Origin of the sequence: uncultured Shewanella sp., from assembly GCF_947497935.1 — a bacterium.
GTDB lineage: Bacteria > Pseudomonadota > Gammaproteobacteria > Enterobacterales > Shewanellaceae > Shewanella.
Genome location: NZ_CANMIO010000014.1, coordinates 43,942 through 68,610 on the forward strand (window position 1 = coordinate 43,942; position 24,669 = coordinate 68,610).

A 24,669-nucleotide genomic window follows, 5' to 3' on the forward strand; every position below is an offset into this window, starting at 1 on the left:
TGATAAATACTATAGGTATAAAGACGCTACCGCTTCACGAGTTGGTCTTTCTAATATGTCTTCAGGGCTAGTGCCAGCAAAGAACTGGATGACACGGCTCTTAGCTTTATAGATAGTGCTTCTTACTTCTTTACCCGTTTCCATATCAACAACAGAAAGCTGGATCTCTACAACATCATCAATATTCTCGATGAACAGATAGGTTTTAACTTCGAAGCGCTAAATAACGTTCCTTTAGGAAATAAACTGGTGTTCAAACCATCATTTGAATCAATCATCGTTTTTTTCCATCAGTCTGTTATTGACGCGATTATAGCGATTAAGCCCCCCTCGTACGCAACACAGGTCAACGTTTCTGATTGGACGATGGAATTGGAAATGTCATGAGTGTAGAGTCCGCTGATGGTAAGGCTAGATAATAAACCATTAAGTTTCCGTACAGCATACTGCCGCTATATTAATCATCAAGTTAGGATGATTAAGCAGAGGCGACAGATGAAGCAATTAACTACAATGCTAGCAACCGCAGTAAATTTGTTAGCAACATCGGCGAAAACAGTAACCTCAATCGCGCTGGCCCTGTTTATCTCTATCGGCAGCGCTCACGCCTCCTCACATACTGCAGTAACAGCAAATTTGGTTAAGTCTCAAACGGATGAGAACTTGCTTATCTGCCAATATCAGACAATCTCAGCGAGTCATTTTCAGGTGTTTGATAAAGTGTTAGACAATGAACAAGCCTGCCCAACTAACATTCAGGTCGCACCTGAGCCTATGCTTAGCGATGCAGAAGAAGCCCAACTCAAACAGATGTTTTCTCGCCAGAGCTATTAAGCTCTGGCTCACTCTTAAAGTTAACCATGCCGCGCTAAAGCGCACCACTCAAATCAATGCACCATTCAGGGTGTATTGATTGTTGCGTGAGTGCCGTAGTGATTTATTCGCTCATAGTCCAAATTAAGGCAAGGTAAAAAGCGACCATCGCAATCCACTCCAAGCCAAAAAGGACACTAGTAGGTAATGACATTAGTTTTATCCTCAGTGGCGGCATTGACTCGAGAACCAAGACCTTGTGGATTGGCAGTTCGAGCTTGTAACTCCGCAAACGTAATTAGATACCAATGTGCAATGATCAATACAACCTTGCCTACGTAAGCGAGCGCAATATCAATCAGCCCTAAGTGCGCGCTCATCCCTAGGAGGACGACAAATATTGGCGATACTTGGGATAAAAAAGCATTGTGTAAGCTGCTGAACGGCATTATTTAGTCTTAGTACCCATGAGTAAAATAGCGATTACAAAATTGATTATTTAGTGCTGAATCAAAAACGCCATTGAGGTATCTCAATTGACTTTTTATCAGCAGTGAGATGATAAGCCTTTTGTTTACGCTACCGCAGGAATTCGAGAAATTCATATTTGATTGGCTAATAAATGCCAGCCTCTTGTTCTAAATTGAACGGCACCTTCAAGGGCTTATAAAGCACGCCTCTTGCTTTGGCAAGGAGGTCGGATTAACTAAAAAATCAAGGCGAAGAATGCTCGGTTAGCCAAGTCCTGTTTTCACTCCCCCTAAGCGTCCATGTACCTCTTTGCTTAGTTTTTTTCTTAATCAGACTTCTCGCACTTACCTCCAAAAGTGTCCACATTGAACAGATAATGTGTTCACCCTCGGCGGGCTTTTCAATTAATAAAAAGTAAAACGAATAAAACCAGCTAATTAAAACAGGGCACGATTTATGCTGCTTTTATCGCACATCTAATCTATTTCATTAAGGATACAACGATGAATACAAAATTTTTAATTGCCCTGGTTTCATTTTTTTTTATCAGTGTTTCATCGGCTGCTATAGCTGAAAATCAAGGTGGAGGAAATGTAATGGTCCTAAACTTGGTTGGTACTGGCAATGGGGAGCTACTTAAGGTTCCGGATATTGACGGTGATGGTATTGAAGATGACGCTACCTGTTTCGAAGTCGACCTACTCAATGGCAAAAACGGTCATTTGATTGGCAAAGCCGTCGACTGCTTGTCGATGATCTCCAGCGTTGGCGACGGACTTTCATTGGTTGGTACTACATACTTCACTTTACCCCAAGGCACACTCGTCACCAGAGGGAACACAAGCGTTCAGCCCGTCACAGAGGCTATAGTGACTCCTGATGGCCAGCCCATAAGTCACATAACTGGAGCCGCCAGCAACGAAAATGCAATTTTACAGGGTACAGGCCGTTTTGAGGGCCGAACTGGAACAGTGCGACTTTCTGGAATGGTCGACATGTCAAATATTGAGATAGGTCAATTAACCTTTGATTGCTTGTTTGTCATAGCACTCGATCCGTCAAGTACAGAGTAAAATTGAGCTGTGTATATCCCCCAGAGATTTAACTCTAGGCGGCCATGTTATTCTAAATGGTGACAAAGACGCATACCCAAAAACATTAAATTAGTTAGATTCAACAATGGCCGACATATTGTTAAGCAACTGATTTAAGAAGATATGCCGAGGCAGACTTTTTACTTCAGCTGCAACAGACCATGCTCTTGCCCAACAGCATTAGCCACGCAGACCAACCTAGCCTTTATCGCTTGCTCAATACCTACTCCGCTTTCCAGCAAGTCAGCGACCGCAATAAAGGCGCGAGTCTTTAAGCTACTGCTGTCGTAGCAATAGGCATAACCCTCTTCGACTTCCCACTTGTTACTACTAGCGGCCGCAGCGTTTCCAACTCTCGTTTTAGCAGCCGCAGCGCACTCTTGCGGCCCTTTATCTTCTAAGCTCCTAACCAAGGTAAAATCGAAAGACAAGATACAGGCTTCATCGCCATACCAATCTGCTTTTAGCGCCTGAAAGTTGATCCACATTTCCAGCTCAATCAATAACGGCTTAAGGGAACTCGAAAAACGGCGATCCGCCGTAACTGTAATAGGAAGTTGTTCTTGCATAAATATCTTGGTCATCAGTCTTTATCGTTATAACACTGATTTTGCTAGCTAGGCCTTATCAATGCAACCATAACAAGTGACGCTGGATACTCAGTCTCAAGAGCACTTCTGTTGAGAATATTTCGCTTCTCAGACAATTTCGGTTTCAATGCCTAGAAAGCTGCTGGATAGGAGGTCCAATGTCGTGATCACATGGGGGTGACTGAACAACCGAATCTGTAGATGCTTTTGAGGCTCGCTTTTTGTCATATATGACCGCTCTGCGGTTTCGTCCCTGAAACCGAAGGCCTCAACCGCATCAACACAGGATAAGGTAGCAGTAGCGATGGGTATTTCAGTTTTTACCTAGTACGCCAAACGTAGCGAAAAATTCTGATCAACGCTGCTCAAGGAAGACATAAAGATACCAAAAATCAGAGCTCTCTATAGTCATTAACGATTGCTATTAACTGTGTGTCTATTAACTGTGTGTAGATGAATTGTCTGAGAAGGACTATAGCCTTCTATACGCGACTTGGGCACCGTCTTGCAAGATAACCTCGTCACCTTGGATCACAATGCCAAAGCCATGTTCTTCGTCCCAAGCGCATTCAAAAATCATCCCAACTGCATTTTTGTCTGGGTGATGTAAAATAAATCCGGACAGCTGCATTAACTTAAAGATATCCCCAGCCTGCATATCGGCTTCACTCATCTCGCCTACACGGGTTTCATAAGATTCCGAATCTTCGTCAAACACATCGAGAAACTCTGAATCTTCAAGCAGTTCTTGATAGTTATCATTCACATAATCGCAGACTAGCGCATAAATGCGTTTTTCATTATCGATGAACCACTGCTGCATGTTATCAGCAATAGCCAGATCTTCTTGGGTGAGAAATTCAACACTGCCGTAGGCTTGAAAATCATGCCAAGCAGTCAGCCCTGCTGTACCTTCAAGAAAATCTTCACCTTGTTTCCACGTGATTTTTGTTGTTTTCATAATTGACTCGTAAAAGGTGAAGATTATATTTGAAATATTTTCACATTAATGTGCAGTTAAAGCGCAAAAAAAGAATTTTTATTATAGAAAACAAAACGAAAGGTGAGTTAAAAGTGGGGTCATGGGGTCAGTGTAAAAGTGGGGTCAGAGTAAACTAAAACTAATCATCTATACTCATTAACATAGTGAATATTGCAAAGGGAACTTGCACATGCCTAGAAAACCGAGAGCCAATCCGATAGGCATACCTCAACATATCATTCAACGCGGCAACAACCGCCAAGCCTGCTTTACTTCAGAACAAGACTTTATTGCCTATACTGGCTGGCTAAAGGACTACGCCAGGAAATTTCAGGTGGAAATCCATGCTTGGGTATTTATGACAAATCATGTCCACCTACTTTGCACACCACGAGAGACTAATGCTATTAGCCAAATGATGCAGTCCCTTGGGCGACAGTACGTAAGATACTTTAATTACACTTATAAGCGCTCAGGAACATTATGGGAGGGACGATATAAGTCTTGCTTAGTACAAGCTGAAGACTATCTACTGCAACTATATCGGTATATAGAGCTCAATCCAGTTAGAGCAAATATGGTCGATGATCCTTGTAAATATCAATGGTCTAGTTACCAAGTAAACGCCCTAGGTAAAGCTTCCACTTTATGCACACCTCACCCAGCCTACCTCGCTATCAATTCTAACAAAACAGCCCGACAAACAAGTTATCGAGCGCTGTTTAAACATCACCTAGACACAAAAATGATTGAGGATATTCGACAAGCAACCCACAAAGGCATGGCAATCGGAAATGATAAATTTAAAGATGAAATTGAAAAATTAACAAACACAAACATGAGACCACAGAAAATGGGGCGGCCTCCTAAGCAACCAGAATAAAGTTTACTCTGACCCCACTTATCCAAGAATAAAGTTTACTCTGACCCCACTTATCTTCAGCCTACCTCGCTATCAACTCTAACAAAACAGCCCGACAAACAAGTTATCGAGCGCTGTTTAAACATCACCTAGACACAAAAATGATTGAGGATATTCGACAAGCAACCCACAAAGGCATGGCAATCGGAAATGATATATTTAAAGATGAAATTGAAAAAATAACAAACACAAACATGAGACCACAGAAAATGGGGCGGCCAACAAAACCAACAGCATAAAGTTTACTCTGACCCCACTTATTTATGGGATCACCAAGCGCGGTGACAGCTATTTACGAAAGCAGTTAATACATGGTGCTAGAACGGTTGTTTGCCATTCCCACAAAAAAGACGATGCGCTTAACCGATGGATAAACCAGCTTAAAGAACGAGTAGGCTTTAACAAAGCGGTTGTGGCCACTGCACATAAGCTCGCAAGGTTGATGTGGGTGTTACTCAGGAAACAAGCTATGTATCAGGCTCAGCAAGGGCTAGAAACAAAGGTTGTAGCATGAAACTAACGGTATTTAATGTTATCGACTATCAAGTAAAGCTCGTTCTAGACAAGGGCTACTACGGAGCCCGAGTGGGTGTTGTGAGCGCTTGATAGTCACCCTCTAGGTAAGTGTCAAATTGATGAGAAAAGACTCTGCTCATCCTGCATAAACCCGCGTGAGACAAGGGTAAATAACCCGACTGGGTGTTCACTATTTTTGGGTGTGTAGGTACGAAATTCATCAGGGGCGCAAGCAAGAGCTTGTTAAGCCCGTATATATGTCAGCACTATCGCTTTTAAAAGCGTTGCTTAAAGCGAAAAGAGTCAATCAATAAGCACCAAACTGGAGCCAAGAGAAAACCAGAAACTAAGGCAAAAAGCCTCGGTTAGCGAAGTACTGTCTTGACTAACCGGGAGCGTCCATATATGTCTATGGTTGGTTTACAAACATGCAATTAACAATGGGTATCTATGGTTGGTTTCTATGGTTGGTTGTTACCATTGTTTACTTAATCTCTTCAATAAACTGTTCTAAAAGCAATAGTTTGACTCTGCTACAAATATCATCTTCTAAAGAAGCAGAAACCGTGCTTTTTAAAGTAGTTAAAAACCTTGCTATTTCAGCTTTTTCACTATCGGATAGTTTTTCGCTAATTGGGGCGTGTACGATATAGAAAACCTTAGGTTTCGGACAAATAAAGTAAGCAGGTGGCTCATTATAAAATGTAGGTATTTTTGCATAAATATCTTTTGAGTCTTTAAACTTTTCAATTAATTCTCTACGAGAGTCAGTTTTTAAAAGTTTCTGAAGTTTACTACGATGAAATGCAGGCTCAATAGTATCTAGCTTTTCTTTCAAACCTAGCAAATCTTCCTGCCCTCTTGCTAAATCACTGAACTCAACAAAAGTACAACTGCCATTAAGCTCAAAAAAATAATCAACTGATTTTCTAGCCGCTAAACCTACTACAACCTTAATACCTCTATCACCGTCTACTCGATAACCTTGACATTCTATTATTGATGAATTATTACATATTTCATGATTCATTGCCTCAAGATGAATAGATAGCTCAACTCCCATTTACCGAATCCCTTAATCCATAAATAAATCAAACAACGGCTTACCTAAATCAGCCTTAACAGCATCAATTTTTTTAAAAACTGGGGCAGTTGTATTAATGGTTTGTCCTGCTTCGAGTTGAATAATTGAGAAATGCTCTTCAACATCCATATCTTTTCTTTCATGACTATCCATCAACTTTTCAATGCTTTCCATCATATCAAAACTATGACTAGCAAACACAATCCGGACTCCAGCAACACTTAATTCATATAACACTTTTATCATAATCTGTTGCCAAGCAGGGTGCAGATTCACTTCTGGCTCATCAAAAATTAAGACGCTATTAGGTACAATGACATTTTTCTCAAGCAATAATGCAATTACTCCTAAAGAAACAGCTCCTGTCGCAGTATGGTGTAAATCAATAACGTGTTGCTCATTGGATTCACCATACTCAACAAATTGAATGTCTCCGCTATCTGAAATTTGGACATGGCCCCCAATACTGTGGATAATCTTAGACTTTAGTAAAGCGAGAGAATCATGCACCTCATCAACTACAATTTCACTATCAGCTAAAGCAAATGTATCTAGAATATAATCAGGAATCTTTTTAAGTTCTTTTTGTTGATGCTTTAACTGCCTTCTAAGAAAAGGGTTATTTCTAGATTCAACCCAACTCCCCAAAACATCTTTAATTTTCCAATATACTGGAGATTCAAGGTATACAACATTATCAATTTTTTGAAATTCATCGACACCTTTTTCTTTCAAATCAACCGATATTGAGTTTGATTTTAAATAAACATTACCAATATCCTTGCCAAAAGAGAAACTCACATTATCAGTCTCTTTTGCACCTCTATTTTTCAATTTGCTAACAGAGCTAACCAAAAAGTTGTTTACCAACGATTGCTCAAGTTGCTTTGCTAAACCAAAAGCCAGGGATTCATGGGGTTTATCCATAAGCTTCTCTAGTTTATTAACGGCAAGTAAAATCCTTTTTGACAATTGAAGTAAATCATCATACTTTTTATATGTTTGAATAACTTCAATCAAGCTATTACATGCACTTTTGACTCTATTAATATCATCATATAGGTCATCTTTTTGAGACAACTGTAAAATCAATGTACTTTGGTGAAAAATAAGGTCTACACTTTTTTCTAATTGTGAAAATGTATCTTTGACAAAGTTAATATGGTCATAAACTTTTTGACTTGGATTATCTGAATAGAAATACATTCTAGATACAATCCGATTAATAGTAAAAACAGAAGCGTCAACCTCAATAGACAAATGGTCTTTATTGAAGGAGCTAAAAAAAGTATATAATGAACGAGTTATATAGCTTTTTCCTGATGCATTCTTTCCTGCGATCACAGTAAAAGGCTTCACTTTGAATTCAGCATGCTGAACCTTCCCAAAGTTTTTAATTATTACATCGATATTGTTCATACTTTTAGCAATTTCCATGCATTATCTTTACTACCAGTGTATAGCTATAGTAATGAAAATGATAATTTTTTCAAGAATAAAAGGCTCAAGACGGTAAGCAAAGCACTTCAAGAACAAATTGTGCCAAAGTAAACTTTTTCCCTAACAAAAACACTCACCCCAAACACACCAATCCATGCAGTTTACCTATAGAGTTAACAACCCCAACCAACCGCCCCTTTATCGCCTGATCTATCCCCACACCGGCCTCAAGCAAGTCAGCAACTGCAATAAAAGCCGTGGTGTTTAAGCTAGTGCTGTCGTAACAATAGGCGTAACCATCCTCGACTATCCACTTTTCATTACTAGACGCCGCAGCGCTTCCACTTATCTCATCACAAGAAGCCGCAGCGCACTCTTCACTAGAGTCCAGCCCTTTATCTTCCAAGCTCCTAACCAAGGTAAAGTCGAAAGCCAAGATACAGGCTTCATCACCATACCAATCTGCCTTTAACGCCTGAAAGTTGATCCACATTTCCAACTCAAGCAATAACGGTTTAAGCGAACTAGAAAAGCCGCTATCGGCACCAATCGTAATCGGGAGTTGTTCTTGCTTTTCAATCTTGGTCATCGGTATTTCCGTCACTTTAAATCGAGTGGTTTAAATTAAGCGCTATTAAGCTGATTCTGCGGGCTAATGCCATAGCTTACAACAGCCTGATGTTAGATTTGTCTTTAAAATGCACCCAATAAAAAAGCGAACCAATCGGTTCGCTTTTTCAATTCTTTAACTACCAGAAACCACCAAACTCACAGTTTCCATAATTACGTCGCTGGCGCAGCTAATGCAAGGCGAACCGAAGGCTCTAGCCCGGAGTTGACTCCAGTCAATGAGGACTGGAGCCGAGATTCAACGCCGCAGTAGCAAGCCCAAGCAGCAATTACTCGTAGTCGCTAACAGGTACGCAACTACACATTAAGTTACGGTCACCAAACACATCATCAATACGGTTAACCGTTGGCCAGAACTTATTCGCCTTAACCGCTTTAGTTGGGAACACGGCTTGTTCACGGCTGCAAAATAAGTGGGGTCAGAGTAAACTTTCCAGTCTCAACAAAAAAGCGACCCCAAAGGTCGCTTTTTCAATTCCAAACCACCAAAACCACTCACGCCAAACACACCAATCCATGCAGTTTACCTATAGAGTTAACAACCACCACCAACCGCCTCTTAATCGCCTGCTCTATCCCAACACCAGCCTCAAGCAAGTCAGCAACGGCAATAAAAGCCGTGGTCTTTAAGCTCGCGCTGTCATAACAATAAGCGTAACCCTCCTCCACGATCCAGCTCTGATTCTTAGAATCTAGCCCTTTCTCTTCTAGCGTTCTAACCAAGGTAAAATCAAAGGATAAGATACAGGCTTCATCGCCATACCAATCGGCTTTCAAGGCTTAAAAGTTGAGCCACATTTCCAGCTCAATCAATAACGGTTTAAGCGAACTCGAAAAGCCGCTATCGGCGCCAATCGTAATCGGAAGTTGTTCTTGCATAGCCACTGTAGCTTTAGTCATTTCAGCTCTATTTCTTCTGTTGAAACTGAGGGTAATTATGTCTCAGTTTGTTTAGTTCTTTGTCGATTGAAAAATAGTATGTTTTGCTGTTAACGCATTAGTTACCACGATACTTAACAGGGCATAAATGATAGCCCATGAAATCAATATACCGACAGCTCCAATAAGCAACGGTATAACCGCATAAAAGTCAGCACCTTCCTTTCCAAGTTTTATTGAAAACAGCGCCAATACTATCAACAAAAATCCGTGCAATATTGAGCTTGCAGAGCTAAGAGATGAGCCTATTTTCACTGCGTTTTGCGCTGAATCTAAGTCACCTTGAAATCTATGAATCTTCTTTTCAGGCTTTATATCCACCTGAAACTGCTGCTTTATAACCTCTAGATCCTCACTCTCATCTAACGGCTTTATTTTTTGCTCTAAAATATCCATATTGCATACTCATCCATAATTAACTGGGTGCCACTTTACCAAAAGATCACACCAACTTCCCCTCGGAATCTTTCGCTTCTCAGAAAATTTCGTCGGGGCGCTGGGGCTATGGTTTATAAAGAAGCCAAAAGGGGAACAAGCGCTTTTCCCCTTTTGGTCGGGTGTGGGCGAAGCGCCACGACTTTAGTGGCCGTAGGTCATAAAAATCCCAATAAAAAACGCACCACTGAGGGTGCGTTTTACATAATTGCGTCGCTGGCGCAGCTAATGCAAGGCGAACCGAAGGCTCTAGCCCGGAGTTGACTCCAGTCAATGAGGACTGGAGCCGAGATTCAACGCCGCAGTAGCAAGCCCAAGCAGCAATTACTCGTAGTCACTAACAGGTACGCAACTACACATTAAGTTACGGTCACCAAACACATCATCAATACGATTAACCGTTGGCCAGAACTTATTCGCCTTAACCGCTTTAGTTGGGAACACGGCTTGTTCACGGCTGTAAGGACGTGAATCAAACGCTGGATCCATGATGTCGGCGAGGGTATGCGGCGCGTTGTGCAGTGGGTTGTTGTCTGCTGGCCACTCGCCTGCTTCTACCTTGGCAATTTCTGCGCGGATAGAGGCCATCGCCTCGATGAATCTGTCTAGCTCAACTTTAGACTCAGATTCTGTAGGCTCAATCATCAAGGTACCCGCAACTGGGAAGCTCATGGTTGGCGAATGGAAACCGTAGTCGTTTAGGCGCTTAGCAATATCCATCTCGGTAACGCCCGATGACTCTTTAAGTGGACGTAGATCGATGATGCACTCGTGCGCCACACGGTCATTTCGACCTGTATAAAGCACAGGATAATGCTCAGACAGCTTCTTCATGATGTAGTTAGCGTTAAGCAGTGCCACTTGTGTTGACTGACGCAGGCCTTTCTTACCCAGTAACTTGATGTACATCCAAGTGATAGGCAGGATACCAGCGCTGCCAAATGGTGCCGATGATACTGCGCCATTGTTGTCAGACTCTAGACCATGCTTCATCACGCTGTGGCCAGATAGGAACGGCGCAAGGTGCTTTTTAACACCGATTGGGCCCATACCTGGACCACCGCCGCCATGTGGAATAGCGAAGGTCTTGTGTAGGTTAAGGTGCGATACGTCTGCGCCGATAAAGCCAGGTGAAGTTAGGCCTACCTGTGCGTTCATGTTAGCGCCATCGAGGTAAACCTGACCGCCGTGCTGGTGAATGACTTCACAGATCTCACCAATGGTTTCTTCATACACGCCGTGCGTCGACGGGTAAGTCACCATGATGCAAGATAGGTTGTCGGCCACTTCTGCCGCTTTGGCTCGAAGGTCATCCATATCGATGTTACCGGCTTTATCACACGCAGTAACCACTATCTTCATACCTGCAAGCTGCGCAGATGCAGGGTTAGTACCGTGCGCCGACTGCGGAATTAGACAGATATTTCGGTGTGCGTCGCCACGAGACTCATGGTACTGCTTAATCGCTAGCAGACCCGCGTATTCACCTTGTGCGCCAGAGTTTGGCTGTAGTGATACGGCGTCATAGCCGGTGATATCCACTAACCATTCAGATAGCTCAGTCAGTAACTGTGCGTAACCTTGTGCCTGATCTTGCGGGCAGAATGGGTGCATGTTACCAAACTCAGGCCATGTGATTGGCATCATCTCAGTGGCTGCGTTTAGTTTCATGGTGCATGAACCGAGTGAAATCATTGAGTGGTTCAAGGCTAAATCTTTGTTCTCGAGACGCTTCATGTAACGCATCATCTCGGTTTCGCTTTGGTAACTATTGAACGTTGGATGAGTCAAGATGGCGTCGGTACGTACTAGCTCCGCTGGAATTGATACGCTGCCGTTGGCAATGATCTGCTCATCTAGTTTCGTTACATCTAAACCGTTCTCTTTACCTAAAAGAACGTCAATTAGCTCGGCAACGTCGCTGCGAGTGGTGGTTTCAGACAAACTTAAACCGACAATGCCATCGCTGTCGATGCGTAGGTTTATGCCTGCAGCAACTGCGCGCGCTTGTACCGCTGCAACATCAAGGCCTTTAATTGATAGGGTGTCGAACCAAGTGTTATTGACTAGCTCAACGCCTTTTGCTGTGAGTGCCGCAGCCACGATGTCAGTTAGACGGTGAATGCGCTCAGCGATAGTTTTAAGCCCTTGTGGGCCATGAAATACTGCGTAGAACGAGGCCATGTTGGCAAGCAACACCTGTGCAGTACAGATGTTTGAGTTAGCTTTTTCGCGGCGGATATGCTGCTCACGCGTTTGCATTGCCATACGCAGTGCGCGGTTACCACGGGTATCTTGTGATACACCGATAATACGGCCTGGAAGTGAGCGCTTGTACTCGTCACGTGTCACAAAGAACGCTGCGTGTGGACCACCAAAGCCCATCGGAACACCAAAGCGCTGTGAGTTACCCAATACGACGTCGGCGCCCATAGAACCTGGCGACTTAAGGATCACGAGCGACATGATGTCGGCTGCAACGGATACTAGTGCCTTTTTCTCATGTAGCTTAGCAAACAGTTCAGTGTGATCAACGATTTGACCCAGGCGATTGGTGTACTGAAACAGTGCGCCAAATAGCTCGTAGTTAACCGCTTCTTCTGCTGGGCCAACTACAACTTCAAAACCAAAACACTCGGCGCGCGTTTTAATCACGTCGATAGTTTGTGGGAACACATCGTCTGCCACAAAGTAGATGTTGGCTTTTTTAGCTTTAGAAACACGCTTAGATAGCGCCATCGCCTCAGCAGCTGCGGTTGCTTCATCAAGCAGCGATGAAGACGCTAGGTCAAGACCGGTTAAGTCCATAGACAGTTGCTGGAAGTTAAGAATGGCTTCAAGACGACCTTGAGCAATTTCTGGCTGGTATGGCGTGTACGCTGTGTACCAACCTGGATTTTCAAGTACGTTGCGCTGAATAACGCTTGGGACTTCTGTACCGTGGTAGCCCATACCTATATAGCTTTTGAAGACCTTATTTTTGTCTGCAATTTTACGGATATAGGCTAGGCCTTCCGCTTCACCACATGAGTCGCCAACCGCTAAATCACGGTTCAATAAAATAGCACCAGGTACGATTTGTGCGGTCAAATCTTCTAACGATTCAGCGCCAACAAAATTAAGCATCTCTTGCTGCTGGTCTGCACCTGGGCCTATGTGGCGGCGTAGAAATAATTCGTGCTGCTCTAACTGCGTAAGGGTTTCTGTGGTCATGGGTAACCTAGTTCCATATTTGCCAGTATCCTGCCTGTAGGGGGCGGTGCTACCGGTCTCTTTAGTTTTAGAATGCTTGTGTTGTTTGGCTTTTGTGCCCAGGCTTATTTACGTTAGTTTGGTTACTTTAGTTCACATCGCTTACCAAAATATTCTCACTTAACTGCCTGTTAATTTTGCTTTAAAGCCATATAACGAACAAAGCCCCAATCAGCGATGAGTTGGGGCTTTGTGAGTCATCGACGCTTATTCGTCGTCGATAACTGCTTGATAACCTTCGGCATCAAGCAAGTTGTCTAGTTCAGCAAGGTCTGTTGGCATTACGCGGAAGAACCAACCGTCACCGAATGCGTCGCTGTTAACTAGCTCTGGAGAATCTTCCAATGCTTCGTTAACGGCAATCACTTCGCCTGATAGTGGTGCGTAGATGTCTGATGCTGCTTTTACAGACTCTGCTACTGCGCAGTCTTCACCGGCGCTAACGTCGTCGCCCACTTCTGGAAGCTCAACGAACACCATGTCACCCAAAAGCTCTTGAGCGTGCTCACTGATACCGACTGTGTAGCTACCGTCTTCTTCTTTACGGATCCACTCGTGAGAAGAAGCATATTTAAGTTCAGCTGGGATATTGCTCATTGGTCTTAATCCTTATTCGATGTTCTAATTCTGTATTTAATAAGACGTTACACTGACTTGCCTATATAAGGCTAATATCAATTTTTGCACCTGTTTTACATCATAAGTGCAGCGATTTCATCTACTTTTTAGCGTTTGCAGCATTGATTTTGTTCAACAACACAAATCTACCACTTTTAGCCTCTATAAAGAGCTAACTGAAATCACAAATTTAACCCTATTGGCCGAATCCCTCAACTAAGAGCAGCAACTGGGCCAATAGATAACGCAATCTTGATAAGGCGAATAAGCTTTATATTCGCCAAACCTTTTTCTGACTATTCAAACTCATTAGCCATTATATGGTGGGGTTAGCCGATAGTTGCTTTGGATTCTAGGAGAAAGCGCGCAGTTGATAAGTATCAATGAGCACTTTCGACAACGAAGCCGATGCAAATAGCTATAAACCCACCAATATAATTAGAATGCTTGTTTACCATTGCGTACAAACGACGGTGCAATAACTTTTACTGGTACACGCTTCTTACGCATTTCCACTTCAGCTACTTCGCCAATGCTGCGTGGTACGCGAGCCATTGCAATTGAGTAACCTAGTGTAGGCGAGAATGTGCCACTTGTGATGGTACCTTGCTGCTCAACACCATCGCTGTCGGTAAAGAATACTGACATGCCGTGACGAATTACGCCTTTAGCGTCCATGATGAGGCCCACTAGCTTGTCGGTACCTTCGGCTTTGATCTTCTCTAGCGCTTGGCGACCGTTAAAGTCACGATCCGCTGGCTCCCATGCCACAGTCCAGCCCATGTTGGCGGCTAGTGGGTTAACGCTTTCGTCCATATCTAGGCCGTAAAGGTTCATACCCGCTTCTAAACGTAGGGTGTCACGTGCGCCTAAGCCACATGGGCGAATGCCTGCATCTAAAAATGCTTGCCATAGGGCTTCGGCTTCACTTTCAGGCACGATAACTTCGTAGCCGGTTTCGCCTGTGTAGCCAGTGGTTGCGATAAACAGTGAGTCTGCTTGTACACCAAAGAATGGCTTCATACCTTCAATCGCGGCGTTTTGTGCATCGTTAAATACAGTCGCAGCCTTTGCCTTAGCGTTAGGGCCTTGAACGGCGATCATCGCCAGCTCTGGGCGCTCGGTCACTTCGACGCTGAAACCTTTAACTTGCTCGCTGATCCAGGCTAAGTCTTTTTCGCGTGTTGCTGAGTTAACAACAATACGGTACTCGGTATCTGATAGGTAATAAGTGATAAGGTCGTCGATAACGCCGCCGTTGTGGTCAAGCATACCGCCATAAAGCGCCTTACCTGGCACTTTAAGCTTAGCGACATCGTTGGCTAGCAGTTTGCGTAAAAAGGCACAAGCGTCATCACCAATCACATCGACTACTGTCATGTGAGAAACGTCGAACATGCCGGCGTCTTGACGAACCGCGTGATGCTCTTCGATTTGTGAACCGTAGTTAAGTGGCATATCCCAACCATGGAAATCTACCATTTTGCCGTTCGATTCTAGATGCTTGTTAAAAAGTACAGTTTTGTTAGCCATTTCTATCCCTTCTTTGGGGTCTTCTAGTCTGTAACTGCCACTATCACTTTACACTGTGTAAGCGTACTTATATCGCGTACTTTGTAGGGTACTCACACAGGTGCCGATATAAGCTGCGAATGTAAAGCGACTAGCAACAGATCAATGTAGTCGTATTAAAATGCGGCGAAATTATACCTTGAGACACGACTTTGTATACAAAAGAATTTTCTAATCCGAACAGTTTTGTCATTAGTTTTTCTCATTATCAATATGTGAAATTTTCACACAAAAACATCAAACCAACCAATCACAAAAACAAACCCATGAAATTAAAGGCTTATTTAGATTCAACTAATGAGTGAAATTTGTTAATCATCTTTGCGTTTACACAGCTTAGGCAGATTACTCTTGTTACCTAGCGCCTGTTGAATAAACAGTGTTTTCAATGGCGCAAAATTGTCGACGATATTTAGCCCCAGATCGCGGATGGCTTTCTTAAGCGGGTTTGTGCCTTGGAAGAGTCGTTTAAAGCCTTCCATCGCAGTGATCATCTCTAATGCCTCGGCCTTACGCCAACGTTCAAGATCCCGTAGGTATTTATAATCGCCAATGTCTTTACCTTGCTGTTTAAGCTCACTCACCACCTCAACTATGCTGGCGGCATCGAGGAAACCTAAGTTAACTCCCTGGCCTGCAAGCGGATGAATGGTGTGCGCCGCGTCACCAGCCAACACCAGACGCGGCCGTGCAAAGTGGCGGGCGTAACGCATACGCAGTGGGAAGGACTGACGCTCACTCTCTAGGGTGCACATGCCTAAACGGCCATCGAAGGCGGCGGTTAATGCGCGCTCAAAGTCCACCTTATCTAATGCGAGTAGCTCGGTCGCTTTCTCCGGTGATACTGACCAGACAATTGAGCACAGGTTTTTTTCATATAAAGGCAGGAAGGCTAATGGACCTTCGTTATCGAAGACTTGTCTGGCTGTATCGCCATGGGGCAGCTCAGTGCGAATGGTCGCCACAATCGCGTGGTGGTTATAATCCCAGAAGGTCATTGGGATCTTACACTGCTCGCGTACCCAAGAGTTGGCGCCGTCGGCAGCAACCACTAAGGCTGCGCTTAAGTTGTCGCCATTGTCTAAGGTTAGCCAGGCTTCACGTTCACCAAAGGCGATACGCTCAAGGCGCTGATTTTCGATATAAGTCAGCTCGCTAAACTCGCTGGCGCGCTCGGCAAGTGCAAAGGCGATGGCATCGTTTTCAATAATCGAGCCTAGGTGGGTTTCGCTCAGTGAGTGGGCGTCGAAATCAATCTTGCCTAGGCTGTCTTTGTCCCACACCTGCATTTTTTGGTAAGGACTCACTCTTGCTGCAGCCAAGTAAGGCCAAGCACCTAAGTTAGTAATAAGCTGCTGACTCGCCTTATTGATGGCGCTAACCCTAAGCTTAGGTGCGCCCGATACAGCTTGAGTCTGACCCGCATCAATCACCACGACTTTAATGCCTTCCATCGCTAAACCAATAGCCGTTGCGAGGCCAACCATGCCTCCACCAACAATTGCGACATCATAAGTTTGTGTGCTTAACATCTTTTACCCTTACTCAAAATACTGCTCATAGCGTGAATTACGCGGCCATTAGTTTACCTTAACTGGCTCTATGCTAATGGTGACTGTTACGGTTGTACTTTCCATTGTACTAGCGGTAGTGCTAGCCTTTTTTCCAACCCATTGCGCGGCGTGCAACAGGGGCTTTTAACGGTGGAAACCAAGACAGTAATCGTAGCCCAAGATTACGCCCGACCACCAGCGGCCAATACTCGTTAGAAAAACCGCGCACTAAAAACTCGATATTGTTCATGGTGCCTTGTCTGTCGGCCTTGCGACGTTCAAGATAGGTATGGAGCAATGCGCTACAGCCAACATCCTTACTAGCCTGCACCTCTGAGTTAGCAAGCACTTGCTCAAGCGCCTCAATCAGGCACACCACATCCCTTAGGCCTAAGTTAAAACCTTGGCCTGCAATAGGGTGCAGCGTCTGGGCTGCATTGCCGAGGAAAACAGTGCGATGGTAAATAGGTCTTGGCATATAGGACAGGGTCAATGGGTAGCTAAAGCGATTGCCGACATCGACAAATCGCCCCGCTCGGTAGCCAAAGGCCTGTTGCAGTTTGTCGATAAATTCACGCTTGGACGCCGTTAATAACTGCTCAGCTTCATCGGGGGCTAGCGCCCACACTAAAGATAAACGTGACTCGCCTTTGCTATCAGCCATCGGCAATAAGGCTAATGGGCCTGTTTCGGTAAAGCGCTCATAGGCCCAACCGTCATGGGGCTGCTCGGTGTGAATATTGGCGATAATTGCGCTCTGGCCAAACTCAACTTGTTCTAATGGTTGCTTAAAGGCTTGACGCACCTTGGAGTTAACCCCGTCGGCGGCGACAACCAGTTTTGCCGAGATCTGCTGACCATCGTCTAGAGTCAACAGTTGTGAGTCTATACGCGCCTCGACGCTTTGCAGTTTATTCGGGCAGTACAGCGCTATATCGCTTTTTTCTAACAGACTAAACAGCTTGTTACCCACGGCTTCAAGCTCGACCACTTGACCTAGGTAGGGTAGATGAAGTGACTCGCTATTAAGCTCGGTCATGCCAAAGTGGCCGCGATCGGATACATGAATATTGCTAATTGGCGTCGCTAAAGATTCAAGATGCTGCCATAGGCCGAGCTGTTTTAACTCAAAAATAGAGCCATGGGAGATAGCGATTGAGCGGGCATCGAACCCGGGGTGCTCGCAGCTTGGCTTATGTGCCTCAATAAGGGCGATTTTAATTGGTGCATTGTCACCAATGCTCGCTTGCTGTCTTGCAAGCTCTGCTAGGCCTAAGGCTAAGGTCGCCCCCGCCATCGCGCCGCCGACAATCGCGATATCGACTTCATGAATCTGTGTGGTACTGGCTTGTTCAGCCAGCTCGTTAGGATTAGCCATGAGTTTATAGACCCAATAACAAAAATACTTGGTAGTGTTGCCGATACAAAAACCGCCATTGCGAATGACTGCGATGGCGGTATTTAGGTATGAGTTTTAGTGAAGCACACCCACATCGATGGGCTCGTCGTCATCAACCGCTGGACCGAACTCGGCGTAGCACATCAGTGCAGCCATACGGGTAAACTCCATTAGCTCAATGAGCGCCGCTTCTGACTCTTCGTCCTCGGCGACATCAAACTCCACTTGGGCTATTTCAGACAAGTCTTGAATGACTTCACGCACATCTATCGACGCTTGATTGAGCTTAGGCTGGATAATCGCGATGCCCGTTAGGAAGCTTTGCACCCATAGTGATAGGGCCTCGACGCGATTAGAGAGTGACTCTTCCTCTTGGGGCAACATAGGGCTAAAGCCAAAGTCGGTGTCAGACAGACGAGTAACCGCATCTTGATACAAGTCTTCGATTAACGCTTGCAGCTCACTCGGTAGTGGTTGGCCGTCGTTCATTAATTCGAGTAGAGGTTTAGTCCAACCTGAGGCACTTTGCTCTACCCCGCCACAAATAAGCCCAACGAGTGCGCCGTGAACTTCGACAGGGTGCTGACCAATTTCAGCGGCGTTGAGTGCTGCAAGTAACTTATCTATGCTCAATGTAGGTAGGCTCGCCATAAGGTGTTATCCAATCACAAAATATACTGTGTTCATGCTAGCAGAAGTGGGGGTGTCGACCAATAGTGTGCTCGATAAAGTCGGCAAAAGTTTGCGGGGTTAGCCACAAAAGCAGCAATCGCGTTTAAAGTACACTATCCGTTAAGTAAGTACTTAATAACATTAATTAGTACAAACTGGTTTATGTTTATACGCCAATGGCGATCTAAACAACAATTAATCTAAACTGCGCCAGTTTGCGAGCCGATCGTGTTGCACTTTGCTATTGAGACCGATATAGTCCGCTCAAGTACACGGTTAAAGGACTCTTCTCGGGATGAGTAGCAAGGCGATTGAAATTACCCTTATGGGTCGTACCTACTCTATTGCTTGTCCTCAAGGACAAGAAGCTGCGCTTAGGCATGTGGCAAATAACCTCGAAAAGCAGTTAACCTCGCTAAAAGCGCGTACCAATAACATTAGCCGTGAAGAAATTGCCATTATGGCGGCATTAAATACGGGTTATGAGCTGTTAGAAGAACAGCAGAAGAATCAAGATTATATTAGGCAGATGGATAATAAAATCGGTTTGCTGCAGTCGACACTTGAAGATGCGTTGGTTGAACGCGCTACAAAACCCGACGAAACATCGTTATAATAGAACCTGCTTAATAAGCAGCTATTAACAATTTTATCGTAAGCCCATTTAAGTCACCCGACTGGTTTACGAACACAAGTTTTGCTCCCTGGGATATTCGCTAGCTGGTAATGTCCCTGTGCCGATACTTACAAACCCAGGGTGAATGTTTTACTGACATTGCGCAAGCTCGGCTCGTACCGAGAAGCCTTAGGAGGTATTCATTTACCCGCCTTGAACCTACGGTTCAAGGGCTACACCAGCGGTCGGTATTCTGGGGAGCATCTAAATCTTTGCAATAAGCCATCTCGACAGAGGTGGCTTTTTTGTTTAAAAGAAGGTTCTAGGACGCTTCGCTTCGAGGACGGGCTAAAGCCCTGCTAGGAAAAGCAACAGCACAAATCACGACTTTTGTCTTTTCTTTGCTTTTCCGGCTTTCCTGTCTCAGCTTTACCCGTCTTTGCTTTCATCGTCTTTGCAGCTTGCTTTTCCTAGTACCTAGAACCTTTCTTTGCCCTTCCTAGGCCCTTGCTCATACCGTAAGCGAAGCGTTCTGTAGTAACGCAGTCACGTTCGCTAGGCCGCAGGCCGTTCGACTCTATACCGTCTCTGCTTTAAAAAAAGATTCTAGGGCGCTGCGCTTCGAGGACGGACTTCGTCCTGCTAGGAAAATCAAAAGACTTACGGGCTAAAGCCCGACCTTCAAAGTAAGATTAAAACCGCTTCCCCATCTTTGCTTGTGTCGTCTTTGCTTTCATCGTCTTTGCAGCTTGCTTTTCCTAGTACCTAGAACCTTTCTTCGCCCTTCCTAGGCCCTTGCTCATACCGTAAGCGCAGCGTTCTGTAGTGACGCAGTCACGTTCGCTAGGCCGCAGGCCGTTCGATTCTTACCTTCTTTGCTCTTCTTAAGCCCTTGCTAACATATTGTTTACTTTTTAAGCCATTGGTATTTATACCTTATTGACCCTAATAGCTGGCTTTTGTTAAACATATATCACAATCTGTAAAATTTACGGTTTTACAATTTTTTACAAGTTAATCGAAATCAATAGCTTAGCTAAAAACGGCTTTTGTTCATTATTGTTTTCAACACGCTTTTCGAGTATAAAGCTCGCATAATTAATAACTTACAATTCCGGGACTATGGCAAGTTACATAAAAGCCCCTCGCCGTTACTACGCGGTACTGCTCATTGCTCTTTTCGCTCTTATTGGTTGTCAATCTACCCCCGATGCACCACCTGCACCAGCGAAGGTTATTCCTCAAGCGTTAAGCCACCTGCCTTTCGATGTAAAAGTTGATGGGGTCGATATGGTGGATATTCAGCTAGCCTTGGGCGATCGCAACTTATACCTAAGCGATAATGGCCATATCAAAATGGTATCTATTGCCCAGTGTCCGCTGGATATCTCAGCGCACCGTGGTGACTTTCGCTTGCCAGAAAGTAGCGACCTTGCCATCGCATCTGCACTATTTGATAACTACAACAGTGTCGAAATCGACGTGATGCAATTAGGTGATGGCACTTGGGTTAACCATCATGATAGCCAGACCGGCCGCGCAACGGTTTATTACACCGGCGAGCGCTACAAACTTGAGCGCATGAACCTTAAGCAATATGCCAAGCTAAAGCTACGCCAAAAAGGCTCGAATGAACTGCTGGATAGACGACCCATTACTGCTTATGAGGCCTTTACCACCTTTGCCGCTTATCGCTCTTATGATCAACTGCTAAACGTAGAGATTAAGTCTGAAGCTAATGGCCATGAGTTAGTTGAGCTCGACAATATGTTGCGCCAAACCATTGGTCAGGGTGGCTTTTACTACTCGGCATCTGATCTTGAAATGCTAGAAAAGCTCCGCGGTATCAATCCACGCGTCTACCTAGGCTTTGTTCAAGGAGCCCACCCAACCAGTGTTGATAAAGTCACTGCGGATCTGCGCCGCGGCGCACAAAACGATGACTACTACTTAGATAACCAAAATAGTATCGAGTTTGCTGGCAAATATGGCACCAAACGTTATCGCTCGCGCTATAAAAACTATGCCTCATCTTCAGGCATTAAAATGCTCAACGATAAGCTTGGCGCAAACTCTGGCTTGCACTTAGATATTCGCAGCTTTATGCAAAACACTAGCGTTCTAAACAGTGCGCACCGTTATGGCATGAAAGTGTATACCTACACGATTAACGGCACCGATTATCATCAGTCGCAACTAAAGCGTTTGGCAAAATCCAAGCTACCGGATGGCGTTATTGTCGACACCACACCTTATAAAATCTGCCAAAAGCTGTTTAATGCTGCGGTGCCTAAAAAGCGCTATCAGCCGCTAACCGCTTCGGGTAGGTATATCGCTTCGCTGCCAAGCGATGCTGACTTTGACCGCTTTAATGAAATGCTAGGCTATCAACAAGAAGGCTATTACATCTCGTTAAATTCAGGCCTTAAAGCCATTGCCAGCGCTAAAGCCAAACCTAAAAAGGTAAACAAGCAGACTCACGCAAGTAATCCACATGGTTTCCCAACCATTATTGATGAACAGATTGAAACCACTAATAGCAAAACCATTATTTTAACCCTACCAAGTAGCAACAATGACTGATAAAAAACACAGCCCATTTGCCACCGGTTTATTAAAATCGGCGCCAACGCAAACTAAAATGGCGGAAGCAGAAAAACAGCTGCAAAAAGTACAAAAAAAGCAGCAGTCAATCACTGCCAAACAACAAAAACAGCAAAAAGTAGAGCAGCAGATCGCGATTACCGGAAAACCATTTTGGTGGTTGATGACCATGTTCATCTGCTCTGTGGTTTACCTGTTTCCTGAGGCGATTTTTAACGCAGCTTTAACCGATGTCGCTGGCGGTCGTAACGCTAGCCATGATGACTTACGCGCAGTAGAACTCTTTGGCCGAACCATTAGTGGTATTGGCGTTACCTTACTACTGGCAGATATGCTACTTAGCGGCAAACGTGTGGCACGGGTTGGCCACGCTTTAGGCTATTTCAGCCTAATTGCGGTACTTGTGTGGCCTACTGTATTTTTTGGCCAAAAGTGGTTAGTGGATAAATTTATCATTGATGCATCGACGCCTGCAGAGCGCCAGCAAGCGTATATTTCACAGGTGTTACGTAGCGCGTTAATCGAAAAGTCGATTCAGTTTGAAGGCATAAACTACGACCCAGACACAGCTCATAGCAGCACCGAAAAAGCCTTTTTATCTGTGTTTGGTGGCTTAGTGTATGCCGACGATAAACTGGTTGATGATCTATCGCAGAAAAAACGCATGATCATGGAAAAATTTGTCCGTGATAGAGCCATGTCTAACTTTGATACTCACTATCAAGATTACGACGACTTCCGCCAAACCCTGCGCGGTAAGTACCAAGAGTATGCTGATGGCTCTGCTAAGTACAACCGAGCTGTTGCCAGCGCACCAGAGCGCTCAGATGAGTATTGGCTAGACACTCAAAACCAAGTGAAGCAAGGTTGGGAGAAGTATCAAAAAGGCGTAACCGCCTATGAAGCTCGTGTTGAATCTAGAGCACAGAAAATCGCACCTAAAATGTATGACTATTTCGAACGTCGTCAAGAGTGTCGTGAAAGAAAAGGCAACAGTCGTAATAGCTGTTATGAGCGTTTACAAGCAAACTATGACCGTGAAATCGAAAAGTTAAGTATCCCCTATATTCCTGCAGACGACTGGCTTATTCGTGAAGAGATCTCTACCTCTGAAAATGTCGGTAACTCAATCATTGCGGGTGTGATGACCTTTGGTCTATTTACCGCAATGCAAGCGGTAGACGCTGCTACTGGTGGCGACGCGGGCTTGAAAGATCACCGTATGGTATATACCAATGATGTAAACCACTATAAGAACGTGTTGATGGTGAAAATGGAGCCCGACTTTATAAAAGAGTCTGGCGGTTACCCGTTAGGTATTAACTCACTGCACACCTTTAGAGTGCACGAACTTACTAGCGTTAAAGTGAATAAAAAGCTTAAACAAAAGGGCTTAAATTTACCGACAACTTGGTCTATTACCGACCGTTTAACCTTTGATAAAGCCGTTGCTAGCAAAGTGCGTCAACAGGCCGATATTGAATGGCGCAAAAATATGCGCGCTAAAAATACTGAGATGTCGCCAAACCTCAGTTGGCAGCAATTCCAACGTCATCATGAAATTCAGCAGCGCATTGAACAGCGTATGGGCGAGTTATACGTCAAGCCAACCTTAGCCGACTGGAACAACCGTCAGTTTAAGCAGCAGATCATTGAGCCCAATATTCAGCGTAAGACCACTGAATACATCAATGTATTAGAAGCCCAGCAAGCAGAGTTTGCCGATGGCGGTAACTTTGCCGCAACGGGTAAGTCGGCGCTACGAGCAACCATTATTCCACCTATTTCAATGTCGATAAGCTTGGCATTAGTACTGCTTACGGTACTTAAATTGCCAATGAAACTGGTGGAGTTAGTGCAAGCTAAACAGGCAAAATGTAAAGCTGATGATGACGCAGATAAGGCAACTAAACCCTATATCAAACCGGCTGTCACCATCGCCTTATTAGCCTGTATTTTTGTGGTGCCTTTATCTATTGGTGGTAATAAATACACCATGGATGACTCGGCGATGAATTACTTCTTTGAGCAAATGGAGAAGAACGATTCGGCCAGTGTTTCCTACGCATTAAAGTGGCTTCTTGTCACCCAACCACTTGTGCAACCTATTGGTACATCACTAGATAACGCCCTTAAAATGACTCAAGGTTTCCACGCAATTAGTGAGCCATTAAACCGTTTCGATTTAGCGGTGCTGCCAGAGCATGATGAAGTGGTCATCACACAAAGCGCCGCTGCTAAACCTAGCTTAACCCTGCCATTAACCATTAATACCAACGTGGAAAATGCCAGAATTTCGGTGATGAATATTAAGCCGAAATATCAGTCAGGAATGCAACTTCCGCCCGGTGGCTATGACATCAAAATCAGTGCTCAGGGCTACCAAGACGTACGCCAATGGGTGTACCTCAAAGCTGACCAAACTCAGTTTAACCTTAAGTTTTAATCAGTGACTTTATAGGAAGTA

General features: G+C 44.4%; 21 protein-coding genes, 1 other RNA gene and 1 pseudogene. 8 read left to right on the top strand and 15 right to left on the bottom strand.

Annotated features, from left to right (window positions below; all coding sequences use genetic code 11):
• Nucleotides 1-9: 9 nt before the first annotated feature.
• Nucleotides 10-144: a hypothetical protein gene (locus Q1A86_RS15290; RefSeq protein ID WP_299808117.1), complete on the bottom strand. Its 135-nt coding sequence runs from the start codon at nt 142-144 to the stop codon at nt 10-12.
• Between the two features lie 351 nt (nt 145-495).
• Here Q1A86_RS15290 and Q1A86_RS15295 point away from each other — a divergent pair, with 351 nt between their 5' ends.
• Nucleotides 496-834: a hypothetical protein gene (locus tag Q1A86_RS15295; protein WP_299808120.1), complete on the top strand. Its 339-nt coding sequence runs from the start codon at nt 496-498 to the stop codon at nt 832-834.
• A 176-nt stretch (nt 835-1,010) separates the two neighbouring features.
• On the opposite strand, the gene Q1A86_RS15300 is transcribed toward Q1A86_RS15295, so the two are convergent.
• Nucleotides 1,011-1,262 (bottom strand): hypothetical protein, encoded by a 252-nt coding sequence (locus Q1A86_RS15300; protein ID WP_299808123.1) that lies wholly within the window; start codon nt 1,260-1,262, stop codon nt 1,011-1,013.
• A 618-nt stretch (nt 1,263-1,880) separates the two neighbouring features.
• Between Q1A86_RS15300 and Q1A86_RS15305 the strand changes: the two genes are divergently transcribed.
• Nucleotides 1,881-2,357, top strand: coding sequence for a hypothetical protein (locus Q1A86_RS15305; protein WP_299808125.1), 477 nt, complete (start codon nt 1,881-1,883; stop codon nt 2,355-2,357).
• A 161-nt stretch (nt 2,358-2,518) separates the two neighbouring features.
• Here Q1A86_RS15305 and Q1A86_RS15310 read toward each other — a convergent pair whose 3' ends face one another.
• Nucleotides 2,519-2,962 carry a hypothetical protein gene (locus tag Q1A86_RS15310; RefSeq protein ID WP_299808128.1) on the bottom strand — a complete coding sequence of 148 codons (444 nt, stop codon included), beginning with the start codon at nt 2,960-2,962 and terminating at the stop codon, nt 2,519-2,521.
• A gap of 478 nt (nt 2,963-3,440) precedes the next feature.
• Nucleotides 3,441-3,929, bottom strand: coding sequence for a hypothetical protein (locus tag Q1A86_RS15315; protein WP_299808131.1), 489 nt, complete (start codon nt 3,927-3,929; stop codon nt 3,441-3,443).
• Nucleotides 3,930-4,140: 211 nt separating this feature from the next.
• Between Q1A86_RS15315 and Q1A86_RS15320 the strand changes: the two genes are divergently transcribed.
• On the top strand, nt 4,141-4,833 hold the full coding sequence (locus Q1A86_RS15320) for a transposase (protein ID WP_299808134.1): 693 nt from the start codon (nt 4,141-4,143) through the stop codon (nt 4,831-4,833).
• Nucleotides 4,834-5,140: 307 nt separating this feature from the next.
• A pseudogene (locus tag Q1A86_RS15325) lies at nt 5,141-5,386 on the top strand (IS110 family transposase); the annotation flags it as partial.
• A 486-nt stretch (nt 5,387-5,872) separates the two neighbouring features.
• On the opposite strand, the gene Q1A86_RS15330 reads toward Q1A86_RS15325, so the two are convergent.
• The 11 genes from Q1A86_RS15330 to Q1A86_RS15380 all read right to left on the bottom strand — a co-directional run bounded on the left by Q1A86_RS15330 (nt 5,873) and on the right by Q1A86_RS15380 (nt 18,961).
• On the bottom strand, nt 5,873-6,451 hold the full coding sequence (locus Q1A86_RS15330; RefSeq protein ID WP_299808137.1) for a hypothetical protein: 579 nt from the start codon (nt 6,449-6,451) through the stop codon (nt 5,873-5,875).
• A gap of 12 nt (nt 6,452-6,463) precedes the next feature.
• Nucleotides 6,464-7,909, bottom strand: a complete 1,446-nt coding sequence (locus Q1A86_RS15335) for an AAA family ATPase (protein ID WP_299808140.1) — start codon at nt 7,907-7,909, stop codon at nt 6,464-6,466.
• Nucleotides 7,910-8,045: 136 nt separating this feature from the next.
• On the bottom strand, nt 8,046-8,501 hold the full coding sequence (locus Q1A86_RS15340) for a hypothetical protein (RefSeq protein WP_299808143.1): 456 nt from the start codon (nt 8,499-8,501) through the stop codon (nt 8,046-8,048).
• A gap of 536 nt (nt 8,502-9,037) precedes the next feature.
• Nucleotides 9,038-9,319 (bottom strand): hypothetical protein, encoded by a 282-nt coding sequence (locus Q1A86_RS15345; protein ID WP_299808146.1) that lies wholly within the window; start codon nt 9,317-9,319, stop codon nt 9,038-9,040.
• A gap of 174 nt (nt 9,320-9,493) precedes the next feature.
• Entirely contained in the window at nt 9,494-9,877 is a 384-nt protein-coding gene (locus tag Q1A86_RS15350; RefSeq protein WP_299808149.1) for a hypothetical protein, read from the bottom strand.
• Nucleotides 9,878-10,240: 363 nt separating this feature from the next.
• Nucleotides 10,241-13,129, bottom strand: coding sequence for an aminomethyl-transferring glycine dehydrogenase (gene gcvP / locus Q1A86_RS15355; protein ID WP_299808152.1), 2,889 nt, complete (start codon nt 13,127-13,129; stop codon nt 10,241-10,243).
• Nucleotides 13,130-13,375: 246 nt separating this feature from the next.
• Complete coding sequence (gene gcvH / locus Q1A86_RS15360) at nt 13,376-13,765, bottom strand: glycine cleavage system protein GcvH (RefSeq protein WP_202722628.1); 390 nt, start codon at nt 13,763-13,765, stop codon at nt 13,376-13,378.
• Between the two features lie 459 nt (nt 13,766-14,224).
• Nucleotides 14,225-15,319: a glycine cleavage system aminomethyltransferase GcvT gene (gene gcvT / locus Q1A86_RS15365; protein ID WP_299808159.1), complete on the bottom strand. Its 1,095-nt coding sequence runs from the start codon at nt 15,317-15,319 to the stop codon at nt 14,225-14,227.
• 350 nt (nt 15,320-15,669) lie between these two features.
• Nucleotides 15,670-16,890 (bottom strand): FAD-dependent monooxygenase, encoded by a 1,221-nt coding sequence (locus Q1A86_RS15370; RefSeq protein ID WP_299808162.1) that lies wholly within the window; start codon nt 16,888-16,890, stop codon nt 15,670-15,672.
• Between the two features lie 121 nt (nt 16,891-17,011).
• The gene (gene ubiH, locus Q1A86_RS15375) at nt 17,012-18,289 is read right to left on the bottom strand and encodes a 2-octaprenyl-6-methoxyphenyl hydroxylase (RefSeq protein ID WP_299808165.1); all 1,278 of its coding nucleotides are present in this window, start codon (nt 18,287-18,289) and stop codon (nt 17,012-17,014) included.
• A 96-nt stretch (nt 18,290-18,385) separates the two neighbouring features.
• On the bottom strand, nt 18,386-18,961 hold the full coding sequence (locus Q1A86_RS15380; RefSeq protein ID WP_299808168.1) for a UPF0149 family protein: 576 nt from the start codon (nt 18,959-18,961) through the stop codon (nt 18,386-18,388).
• 316 nt (nt 18,962-19,277) lie between these two features.
• Between Q1A86_RS15380 and Q1A86_RS15385 the strand changes: the two genes are divergently transcribed.
• From Q1A86_RS15385 to Q1A86_RS15400, 4 genes are all read left to right on the top strand, one after another.
• A complete protein-coding gene (locus tag Q1A86_RS15385) occupies nt 19,278-19,598 on the top strand; it encodes a cell division protein ZapA (RefSeq protein WP_299808171.1) in 321 nt (106 codons plus the stop codon).
• Nucleotides 19,599-19,680: 82 nt separating this feature from the next.
• A non-coding RNA gene (gene ssrS / locus Q1A86_RS15390) (6S RNA) lies at nt 19,681-19,862 on the top strand.
• Nucleotides 19,863-20,720: 858 nt separating this feature from the next.
• Nucleotides 20,721-22,181, top strand: a complete 1,461-nt coding sequence (locus tag Q1A86_RS15395; protein ID WP_299808174.1) for a glycerophosphodiester phosphodiesterase family protein — start codon at nt 20,721-20,723, stop codon at nt 22,179-22,181.
• Complete coding sequence (locus tag Q1A86_RS15400; RefSeq protein ID WP_299808176.1) at nt 22,174-24,648, top strand: hypothetical protein; 2,475 nt, start codon at nt 22,174-22,176, stop codon at nt 24,646-24,648. Before Q1A86_RS15395 ends, Q1A86_RS15400 begins: the two co-directional genes overlap by 8 nt.
• The last annotated feature ends 21 nt before the right edge of the window (nt 24,649-24,669 follow it).

What these genes read in the sequence shown, in the direction of transcription:
- Q1A86_RS15385 (WP_299808171.1), top strand. Translation starts at nt 19,278, where the DNA reads ATGAGTAGCAAGGCGATTGAAATTACCCTTATGGGTCGTACCTACTCT.
- Q1A86_RS15340 (WP_299808143.1), bottom strand. Translation starts at nt 8,501, where the DNA reads ATGACCAAGATTGAAAAGCAAGAACAACTCCCGATTACGATTGGTGCC.
- Q1A86_RS15400 (WP_299808176.1), top strand. Translation starts at nt 22,174, where the DNA reads ATGACTGATAAAAAACACAGCCCATTTGCCACCGGTTTATTAAAATCG.
- Q1A86_RS15295 (WP_299808120.1), top strand. Translation starts at nt 496, where the DNA reads ATGAAGCAATTAACTACAATGCTAGCAACCGCAGTAAATTTGTTAGCA.
- Q1A86_RS15380 (WP_299808168.1), bottom strand. Translation starts at nt 18,961, where the DNA reads ATGGCGAGCCTACCTACATTGAGCATAGATAAGTTACTTGCAGCACTC.
- Q1A86_RS15310 (WP_299808128.1), bottom strand. Translation starts at nt 2,962, where the DNA reads ATGACCAAGATATTTATGCAAGAACAACTTCCTATTACAGTTACGGCG.
- Q1A86_RS15335 (WP_299808140.1), bottom strand. Translation starts at nt 7,909, where the DNA reads ATGGAAATTGCTAAAAGTATGAACAATATCGATGTAATAATTAAAAAC.
- Q1A86_RS15395 (WP_299808174.1), top strand. Translation starts at nt 20,721, where the DNA reads ATGGCAAGTTACATAAAAGCCCCTCGCCGTTACTACGCGGTACTGCTC.
- Q1A86_RS15350 (WP_299808149.1), bottom strand. Translation starts at nt 9,877, where the DNA reads ATGGATATTTTAGAGCAAAAAATAAAGCCGTTAGATGAGAGTGAGGAT.
- ubiH (WP_299808165.1), bottom strand. Translation starts at nt 18,289, where the DNA reads ATGGCTAATCCTAACGAGCTGGCTGAACAAGCCAGTACCACACAGATT.
- gcvH (WP_202722628.1), bottom strand. Translation starts at nt 13,765, where the DNA reads ATGAGCAATATCCCAGCTGAACTTAAATATGCTTCTTCTCACGAGTGG.
- Q1A86_RS15290 (WP_299808117.1), bottom strand. Translation starts at nt 144, where the DNA reads ATGGAAACGGGTAAAGAAGTAAGAAGCACTATCTATAAAGCTAAGAGC.
- gcvP (WP_299808152.1), bottom strand. Translation starts at nt 13,129, where the DNA reads ATGACCACAGAAACCCTTACGCAGTTAGAGCAGCACGAATTATTTCTA.
- Q1A86_RS15320 (WP_299808134.1), top strand. Translation starts at nt 4,141, where the DNA reads ATGCCTAGAAAACCGAGAGCCAATCCGATAGGCATACCTCAACATATC.
- Q1A86_RS15305 (WP_299808125.1), top strand. Translation starts at nt 1,881, where the DNA reads ATGGTCCTAAACTTGGTTGGTACTGGCAATGGGGAGCTACTTAAGGTT.
- Q1A86_RS15315 (WP_299808131.1), bottom strand. Translation starts at nt 3,929, where the DNA reads ATGAAAACAACAAAAATCACGTGGAAACAAGGTGAAGATTTTCTTGAA.
- Q1A86_RS15300 (WP_299808123.1), bottom strand. Translation starts at nt 1,262, where the DNA reads ATGCCGTTCAGCAGCTTACACAATGCTTTTTTATCCCAAGTATCGCCA.
- Q1A86_RS15330 (WP_299808137.1), bottom strand. Translation starts at nt 6,451, where the DNA reads ATGGGAGTTGAGCTATCTATTCATCTTGAGGCAATGAATCATGAAATA.
- Q1A86_RS15370 (WP_299808162.1), bottom strand. Translation starts at nt 16,890, where the DNA reads ATGTTAAGCACACAAACTTATGATGTCGCAATTGTTGGTGGAGGCATG.
- gcvT (WP_299808159.1), bottom strand. Translation starts at nt 15,319, where the DNA reads ATGGCTAACAAAACTGTACTTTTTAACAAGCATCTAGAATCGAACGGC.